This is a genomic window from Catenibacterium sp. RTP21428st1_D7_RTP21428_210409 (genome assembly GCF_040227455.1).
Lineage (GTDB): Bacteria > Bacillota_I > Bacilli_A > Erysipelotrichales > Coprobacillaceae > Catenibacterium > Catenibacterium mitsuoka_A.
In genome coordinates this window covers 1-8,388 of the sequence record NZ_JBEHVX010000096.1, presented here as the reverse complement: position 1 = coordinate 8,388, position 8,388 = coordinate 1, and the positions used below count along the sequence as shown (strand labels likewise).

Genomic DNA, 8,388 nt, shown 5'->3' with positions numbered 1-8,388 from the left:
AATCATTTTACTGTTTATATAGATAAAATTGAGGGTAGTGTATTTATGCTATGTGATATAGATTTTTGACACTACCACGTACTTCTAAAGGGAAAAAAAGTGATTTAAAGAAGCCTTATGTAGTAGGATATTTCAAATAACATTTTAGATAAAATCTATATTTTTCATAATTCCTAAATTGCCACCTTTATTTTTTTGTGTTATAATAAACCCCAGATAGAAATGGGGAGGTAAACTTATGGCATTAGATATGGATCTCGCTAAACGTCTAAAAACTTATAGAACTTTTAAGAACTTAACACAAAAAGAAGTTGCTGCACATCTTAATGTACCTCATTCTGCAATTTCAGATATTGAAAATGGTAAAAGAGATGTAACAGTAGGGGAATTAAAAGTTCTTTCACGCTTATATGGACGTAGTGTTGAAGAAATCATGAGTGGCAAGAAATATGACTACTATAATATTGCGAATATTGCTAGATTATTATCTGAATTACCAGATGAAGATCTAAAGGAAGTCATGTTCATCATTGAATATAAGAGAAAAAGATTAGAAGAAAAATAGTATTTTTTAAAGGGAGATAGTTCGCTATCTCCCTTATTTCATAGTCTTTACAATCTTTTTGAAGTCATCAAGTAATACCATACCTTCTTCAAGAACTTCCTGGTTACAGATATGATGATCTAGACTATCATAATAGATGACATTAAATGGTTCTGTCTCCACAATAGCATATGTTCCATAACCATAGTTTCCTCGATTGATCATAGCACTACCTGGATTCACAAAAGTGATTCCTTCATGAATCTGAATCGTAGGCACATGTGTATGTCCATGAAAACATATCGTGCAATGATTTTCTTTACATGCTTGTATAAGTTCATCATAGCCTGTATAGACATGATAATCATTACCATGGGTCACAAATATATCTTTGTAAACTACATAGTGAGGAAAGACTTCTTCGTCATGATTTCCATGTACAACTATATCATAATCTTTAAGTAATGGATCATCTGGAAGGAGAGAGGAATCTCCACAATGTACCAATAAATCCACCTTGTTTTTCCATTTATTTGTGATATTTTCTAATATATCGTTATACATATGCGAATCGCTTACGACTAATATCTTCATTTTAACCACCTCTAAAATATTATAAATTAAATTTATAGCCTTTTGAATATCATTTTTTGTATTATGCTAAAAAAAACTTTTGGGTAAGTGTTTACATCATGGCTAAAAATTAGTATAATTAATACAGAAATTAGAAAAGGAGTAATGACAATGAAAACAATTTTATTAGTATGTTCTGCAGGTATGTCTACTAGCTTATTAGTAACTAAAATGGAAGCCGCAGCTAAGGAACAGGGAGTTGAAGCAAAAATCTTCGCTTTACCATTCTCTGATGCACCTAGAGTGCTAGAAGAAGTTGACTGTATCTTACTTGGCCCACAGGTTAGATTCCAGAAAGCTGCAATCGAAAAATTAGCTGCTTCAAGAAAAGCTGGTGCTATCCCTGTTGACGTTATCGATATGAGAGATTACGGAACTATGAACGGTAAGGCTGTTCTTGCTACTGCTCTTAAATTATTAGGTGAATAACATAAACATAAGAGAGAAGGAATCATTCCTTCTCTTTTTTTGATATTACAATCAATTAAAATTACTTTTAAAGGCTATTATTTAGTCTAAGCATATTTTTACACTTTTTATTTATCTTTTTACTTAGTTTTGCTATAATGTTTAAAAATTTATGAAAACGGAGGATTCGACTGTGAAAAAAGGTATTATTACTGTAGTTGGAAAGGACCAGGTAGGTATTATCGCAAAGGTATGTACTTATCTTGCTGAGAATGATGTAAATATTTTAGATATCTCTCAGACTATTGTACAAGGTTATTTCAATATGATGATGATTGTCAATCATGATGCTTCTAGCAAAGCATTTAATGACTTAGCAGATGAACTTGCTGCTTTAGGTAAAGAAATTGGTGTTGATATTAAAATTCAGCATGAAGAAATCTTTAATATGATGCATAGATTATAAGGAGATGTATAGATGATTAATCAGTTTGAAGTTATTGAAACAAATAAAATGATTGAGCAGGAAAATCTAGATGTAAGAACTATTACAATCGGTATTAGCTTATTTGAATGTATTGATTCTTCTTTAGATGTTCTTTGTGACAATATTTACAACAAAATCATGTCTACTGCAAGAAATCTTGTACCTGTAGGACAGTCTATTGAAAAAAAATATGGTATTCCTATTGTGAATAAGCGTATCTCAGTTACGCCTATTGCAACAATCGGATCTTCAGCCTGCAAGAAGCCCGAAGACTATGTACAGATTGCAAAAACACTAGATAAGTGTGCAAAGGAATTAGGTATTAACTTTATTGGTGGTTATACTGCCATTGTTTCTAAAGGTATGACTAAAGCAGAACGTATGCTTATTGAGTCTATTCCACAGGCTATGAAGGAAACTGAATTTGTATGTTCAAGTGTTAATGTTGGTTCTACTAAGACTGGTATTAATATGGATGCTGTCGCATTACTTGGACAGATTGTGAAAAAGACTGCATATGCTACTAAGGATATTGAGTCTATTGGCTGTGCAAAGCTTGTTATCTTCTGTAATGCCCCAGATGATAACCCATTTATGGCTGGTGCATTCCATGGTATGAGTGAATCAGACGCCATTATTAATGTTGGTGTCAGTGGTCCTGGTGTTATGCATAAAGCAATTAAGAACGCAAAAGGTAAAGACTTTGGTGAATTATGCGAAATCATCAAGAAAACTGCATTTAAGATCACTCGTGTAGGTCAGTTAGTTGCTTTAGAAGCATCTGAAGCATTAGGTATTCCTTTTGGTATTATTGACTTATCTTTAGCACCTACACCAGCTATTGGTGATTCTATTGCCGATTGTTTACAGAGCATGGGTCTTGAAAGAGTAGGGGCTCCAGGTACTACTGCAGCACTTGCTATCTTAAATGACCAGGTGAAAAAGGGTGGCGTTATGGCTTCATCTTATGTAGGTGGTTTGTCAGGTGCCTTTATTCCAGTCAGTGAAGACCAGGGTATGATTGATGCAGTCAATGCAGGATCTTTAACTTTAGAAAAGCTAGAAGCAATGACTTGTGTTTGTTCAGTAGGTCTAGATATGATTGCAATTCCAGGTGATACAAAAGCCGAAACAATCTCTGGTATTATCGCAGATGAAATGGCTATTGGTATGATCAACCAGAAAACAACTGCAGTAAGACTTATTCCAGTTATTGGTAAGGATGTAGGAGATACAGTTGAATTTGGTGGTTTATTAGGTTATGCCCCAATCATGCCAGTGAATTCATTCTCTTGTGATGAATTTGTGAACCGTGGTGGACGTATTCCAGCTCCTATTCATAGCTTCAAAAACTAATGAAAGAAGGGGTTATTTATGTATTTAAATGATTTAACAGTATATTATCAGTTAACAGATGATGAAGATGTTCTTTTCCTATTAAAGAATGTTGACCAATTAGACAATAAAGCAATTCAGCATGATTTTATTGCGAAATTCTTACAGGTTGCTGAAAAATATGATCTTCATGATCACTTGATGCAAAGCTTACTTACTCATTTGCTTGCAATGCATGAAAATGCCTTCTCGCTTTCACTAGAACGTGTTGTAGATGTTGATGATACATTAAAAGCACTTGTATTAAGAGATCTCACTTACTTCTATGATTTATTTCACTCTTCATTTGATGATCTAGAAGGACTAAATAGAGAGATTTTCTTCCATTGTTCACATTCTAAGCCAATTATTAACAAAGAGATTTATGAAGTCTTCAGTGAACTACAAAGTAATCTTGCACAAAGCACATCTGTTGAAGATTTCTATAACATCCTCTATAATCATTATCACAAGTATGGTGTTGGTAAATACGGTTTAAATAAGGCTTTTAGATATGTAGATGGCAATATCGTTTCTATCAATCATATAGAAGATAATACACTTGAACAGCTCATAGGCTATGAACGTCAAAAGGATCGTCTAATTGCGAATACAGAAGCATTTATTAATGGCAAGAAAGCAAATAATGTCTTATTGTATGGCGATAATGGAACTGGTAAATCATCAAGTATCAAAGCTATATTAAATCGTTATTACAAGGACGGTTTAAGAATGGTTGAAGTGTATAAGCATCAATTTATCCATCTTCCAGAAATTATTGGAGAATTACAGAACCGTAATTATAAGTTCATTATCTTCATGGATGATTTATCTTTTGAAGAATATGAAACCGAATATAAATATCTCAAAGCAGTCATTGAAGGCGGACTAGAAAAGAAACCTGATAATGTCCTTATTTATGCCACAAGTAACCGTAGACATTTAATTAAGGAAACTTGGGGCGAAAGAGATGACAATGAAGTAAATGTCAATGATGCTAAACAGGAAAAGCTATCACTTGTTGCCCGTTTTGGTGTCCAGATTCTTTATGTTCATCCAGATAAGCAGCACTATCTTGATATAGTAGATGGACTTGCAGATCAGTATCATTTAGATATTGATCGTAATGAACTCCATCGTTTAGCTATGGAATGGGAATTAAGAAACGGAGGCTATTCTGGGCGTGTAGCTAAACAATTTATACATATGATGCTTGGAAAATAAAATGAAACCCTTAAAATTATCTGATTTAAATACTGTTTTACCTTATTTAGATAAAGCCAATTATGAAGGCTATAACTCAAATTTCGTGACTATGATGATGTGGAATCATGAATATCATATTGAATATGAGATTCATGATCACTTCTGCATCATGTTACATAACTGTAAAGGACATCGCTTTTTTGCGATGCCCTTTGCGTCTTGCGAATACTACAAAGAAGCTGTTGAATACATGATGAATTATGCAAAGGAAAATAAGTTTCCTTTTATGATTGATTGTGCTATTCCATCTTTTGTAGAAAAAATAAAGAAGGTATGTCCTGGACAGTTTGTTTATGAGCATACAAGAGATTTAGATGATTATGTATATGATAAAGAAAAATTAATTACATTATCAGGTAAGAAGATGCAGAAGATGAGAAACAATTATCATAACTTCATTTCACAATATCCTAATTATGAATATCGTACATTGAATGCGGATGATGATATGCCTATGATTTTCAATAATCTATTAAAATGGGAAAGCGAAGAGCATGAACAGAGTGAATCCTTAACTTCTGAAGCATATGGAATTATGTATCTTCTTTCTACCCAGGATCAATTACCTATTAAGATAGGTGGCATCTTTATTAATAATGAATTAAAGGCTTTTATGATTGGTTCTCCATTAAAGCATGAAACAATCCAGATTCATATTGAAAAAGCTGATAAAACTATTAGAGGTCTTTATGTGACTTTAAGAAAAGAATTCTTAGAACATGAATGTGCGAATTTTAAATATGTAAATAGAGAAGAAGATATGGGAATAGAAAATCTTCGTATCTCTAAAGAACGTATGCATCCTTGTCATATGGTTGAAAAGACACGTATCTTTATTAATGATGCCATCGTTACACAGGCAACAGATGAAGATACTGAAACAATCAAAGAAATCTGGATGGACCGTTTTGAGGATGAGGATGAAGTCTCTACTGAATTCTATTTCAAATATAGATATAAGAAAGAGAATACATATGTTGTACGTTTTAAAGACAAAATTATTTCTGCTTTACAGATTGTACCTTTTAAAGTAAAAGATTACGAAGATAGTTATTTTATTCTAGGAGTTTCTACAAGGAGAGAGTATGAAGGACAGGGATTCATGAAATTATTAATGAATCATGTTTTAGATATTTATAAAGATAAACGCATTTATTTACAGGCTTATCATCCTGAAATTTATATGCCTTTTGGCTTTAAAGAATCTCATAGACATATTCTTTATAAGCTTGATAAAGCTAAGTATTGCCTTCCTAGTAATATTTGCCTGTCCCAGGATATAACTCATCTCTATGATGATTACATGCGTTATACCGCAAATTTCAACCATTATTTAATGCGTGATGAAGATTATTTTAATAATTATCTAAGAATTAGATGTGTTGCATTTAACGATTCTGTTCTAACATTTAAAAATGAGTATGGACAACAAGGATATATGATTTATAATGATAGGGGGAAGTTTGTCTATATTTCAGAATTTATATACAATAAAGAATATTTAGATGACATCCTCAAAACGATTTCTGTTTATTTCTATAAAGACATTCGCATCGAAACAGATTGCATGGCGTCTATTCATGGTGAAAAAACAGATATGATCACAATGATGTGTAATCAGGAGGATAATACACCTCTTGAGAAGCGCTATATCAATGAAATCTATTAAACAGGGAGGCTATTATGATCAAGAATCATGATGAATTACATGAAGAATGTGGAGTTGTTGCTATATGGGGAGATGACAATGCTGCTCAATTAACATATTATGGCTTACATTCTTTACAACATCGTGGACAGGAGGCTGCAGGTATTGTTGTCCGCAATAAAAGTAGAAAGCTTAACATCCATAAGGGAGAAGGCTTAGTCAGTGAAGTATTTAATAAAGAAAAAATTGAAAAATTATCAGGTAATGCAGCTATTGGACATGTCCGCTATTCAACTGCAGGTGGGGGAGGAATCATGAATGTTCAGCCATTCTTATTCCGTACTCTCGATGGTATGATGGGTATTGCCCATAATGGTAATATTGTAAATGCTAACTTATTAAAGAAGGAACTCGAAGAAAATGGATCTATCTTCAATTCGACAAGTGATACTGAGGTTCTTGGTCATTTAATTAAGAGAGAAACAGGACGATTTGTAGATCGTATCTGTAAATCATTAGAAAAGATTGATGGAGCATTCGCATTTGTAATTTTAGTAGAAGATGCTCTTTATGTTGCAAGAGATAGATATGGTTTAAGACCTTTATCTATGGGTAGACTTCCAAGTGGAGGTTATATGTTCTCATCTGAAACATGTGCTTTAGATATTGCCGGAGCAGAATATGTAAGAGATGTAGAACCAGGTGAAATCATCCGTGTAAAAGATGGTATTATTAAATCTAAGAAGTATACTGAAACTTTACCTATCTGCAATAAGCTATGTGCAATGGAATATATTTACTTCTCTAGACCTGATAGTAATTTAGATGGTATTAATGTTCATACAGCACGTAAGACTTGTGGTAAGACTTTATTTGAAGAAGCACCAGTAGAAGCAGATTTAGTTATTGGTGTACCTGATAGTTCTATTTCAGCTGCTATTGGTTATTCTGAAGCATCTGGTATTCCTTATGAAATGGGGCTTATCAAAAATAAGTATGTAGGTAGAACATTTATCCAGCCAACACAGGAAATGCGTGAACGTGGGGTAAGAATGAAACTTTCAGCTGTATCTTCTATTGTAAAAGGTAAGAGAGTTATCATGATTGATGACTCTATCGTAAGAGGTACAACTTCTAAACGTATTGTAAGATTATTAAAAGAAGCAGGAGCTACAGAAGTACATGTTAGAATTGCTTCTCCAGCCATTAAGTTCCCATGTTTCTATGGTGTAGATATTTCTACACTAGAAGAATTAATCTCACATCGTATGAATGTAGAAGAATTATGTCAATTCATTGAAGCTGATTCATTAGCATTTATTTCAATGGAAGGATTAAAGAAATCTGTTAAGCATGATATGGATGGAAACCGTGATTTATGTATCTCTTGCTTTAGTGGTAATTATGTCACTAAGTTATATGATTCTATCGATCGTGCTAATAAAGACGAAAAATAGTACTATAAAACTCCCTTCATTGGGAGTTTCTTTCTTATATATAATACTTCGCATAATATATATTATGTAAATTTTTGACTATATCTGTTACGTTTGAATTGTAAAATGAGTGTGCTATAATAATAGTAATAATTAGAGTATCAAAGGAGGATCTCCATTATGAAAAAGACTACTACAGTAAAGAAAGAAACTGTAACTAAGAAAACAACTGCTAAGACTACTTATAAACCTGTTAAGATGAATCTTCAGGTACAGTATAACTATCATGATGTATCTTTAGATGATATTGAAAAAATGGTTATTGATCATCCTTGTAGAACTTGGTTATAAGAAGACTTCAATTCTTACTTTAGATATTTATTATAAAGCAGAAACAAGTGAAGTATTCTATATTGCGAAAACAAATAATAAACAAGTACTCAAAAACGATGAACCTTTATATATCTAGTTTATTCCTCCCCTTTTTAATAGAAGGGGATTTTTTATTAGTCCCCTCTGCAAAAGTCAATATAAAAATGTAGGTTTAGGACAATATAAGAATGTAGGTTTTCCTACATTCTTATATTGTCTT

General features: G+C 32.6%; 10 protein-coding genes. 9 read left to right on the top strand and 1 reads right to left on the bottom strand.

From position 1 onward, the window contains the following. Positions 1-238: 238 nt before the first annotated feature. Positions 239-565: a helix-turn-helix domain-containing protein gene (locus tag ABUA27_RS11100; protein ID WP_006506644.1), complete on the top strand. Its 327-nt coding sequence runs from the start codon at positions 239-241 to the stop codon at positions 563-565. Positions 566-598: 33 nt separating this feature from the next. On the opposite strand, the gene ABUA27_RS11095 is transcribed toward ABUA27_RS11100, so the two are convergent. Continuing rightward, complete coding sequence (locus ABUA27_RS11095) at positions 599-1,138, bottom strand: YfcE family phosphodiesterase (protein ID WP_349820724.1); 540 nt, start codon at positions 1,136-1,138, stop codon at positions 599-601. A gap of 150 nt (positions 1,139-1,288) precedes the next feature. Here ABUA27_RS11095 and ABUA27_RS11090 point away from each other — a divergent pair, with 150 nt between their 5' ends. The 8 genes from ABUA27_RS11090 (at position 1,289) to ABUA27_RS11055 (ending at position 8,265) form a co-directional block, all read left to right on the top strand. Beyond that, the gene (locus tag ABUA27_RS11090; protein ID WP_055234226.1) at positions 1,289-1,606 is read left to right on the top strand and encodes a PTS sugar transporter subunit IIB; all 318 of its coding nucleotides are present in this window, start codon (positions 1,289-1,291) and stop codon (positions 1,604-1,606) included. Between the two features lie 172 nt (positions 1,607-1,778). Then, the gene (locus ABUA27_RS11085; RefSeq protein WP_275055504.1) at positions 1,779-2,051 is read left to right on the top strand and encodes an ACT domain-containing protein; all 273 of its coding nucleotides are present in this window, start codon (positions 1,779-1,781) and stop codon (positions 2,049-2,051) included. A 12-nt stretch (positions 2,052-2,063) separates the two neighbouring features. Then, complete coding sequence (locus tag ABUA27_RS11080) at positions 2,064-3,428, top strand: PFL family protein (RefSeq protein ID WP_129981402.1); 1,365 nt, start codon at positions 2,064-2,066, stop codon at positions 3,426-3,428. 18 nt (positions 3,429-3,446) lie between these two features. Then, positions 3,447-4,670 carry an ATP-binding protein gene (locus ABUA27_RS11075; RefSeq protein ID WP_349820723.1) on the top strand — a complete coding sequence of 408 codons (1,224 nt, stop codon included), beginning with the start codon at positions 3,447-3,449 and terminating at the stop codon, positions 4,668-4,670. A 1-nt stretch (position 4,671) separates the two neighbouring features. Then, positions 4,672-6,381 carry a GNAT family N-acetyltransferase gene (locus ABUA27_RS11070; protein WP_349820722.1) on the top strand — a complete coding sequence of 570 codons (1,710 nt, stop codon included), beginning with the start codon at positions 4,672-4,674 and terminating at the stop codon, positions 6,379-6,381. A gap of 14 nt (positions 6,382-6,395) precedes the next feature. After that, on the top strand, positions 6,396-7,817 hold the full coding sequence (gene purF / locus ABUA27_RS11065; RefSeq protein WP_349820721.1) for an amidophosphoribosyltransferase: 1,422 nt from the start codon (positions 6,396-6,398) through the stop codon (positions 7,815-7,817). Between the two features lie 159 nt (positions 7,818-7,976). After that, positions 7,977-8,147, top strand: coding sequence for a hypothetical protein (locus tag ABUA27_RS11060; protein WP_349820720.1), 171 nt, complete (start codon positions 7,977-7,979; stop codon positions 8,145-8,147). Beyond that, positions 8,119-8,265: a hypothetical protein gene (locus ABUA27_RS11055; protein ID WP_349820719.1), complete on the top strand. Its 147-nt coding sequence runs from the start codon at positions 8,119-8,121 to the stop codon at positions 8,263-8,265. Before ABUA27_RS11060 ends, ABUA27_RS11055 begins: the two co-directional genes overlap by 29 nt. Positions 8,266-8,388 lie beyond the last annotated feature (123 nt).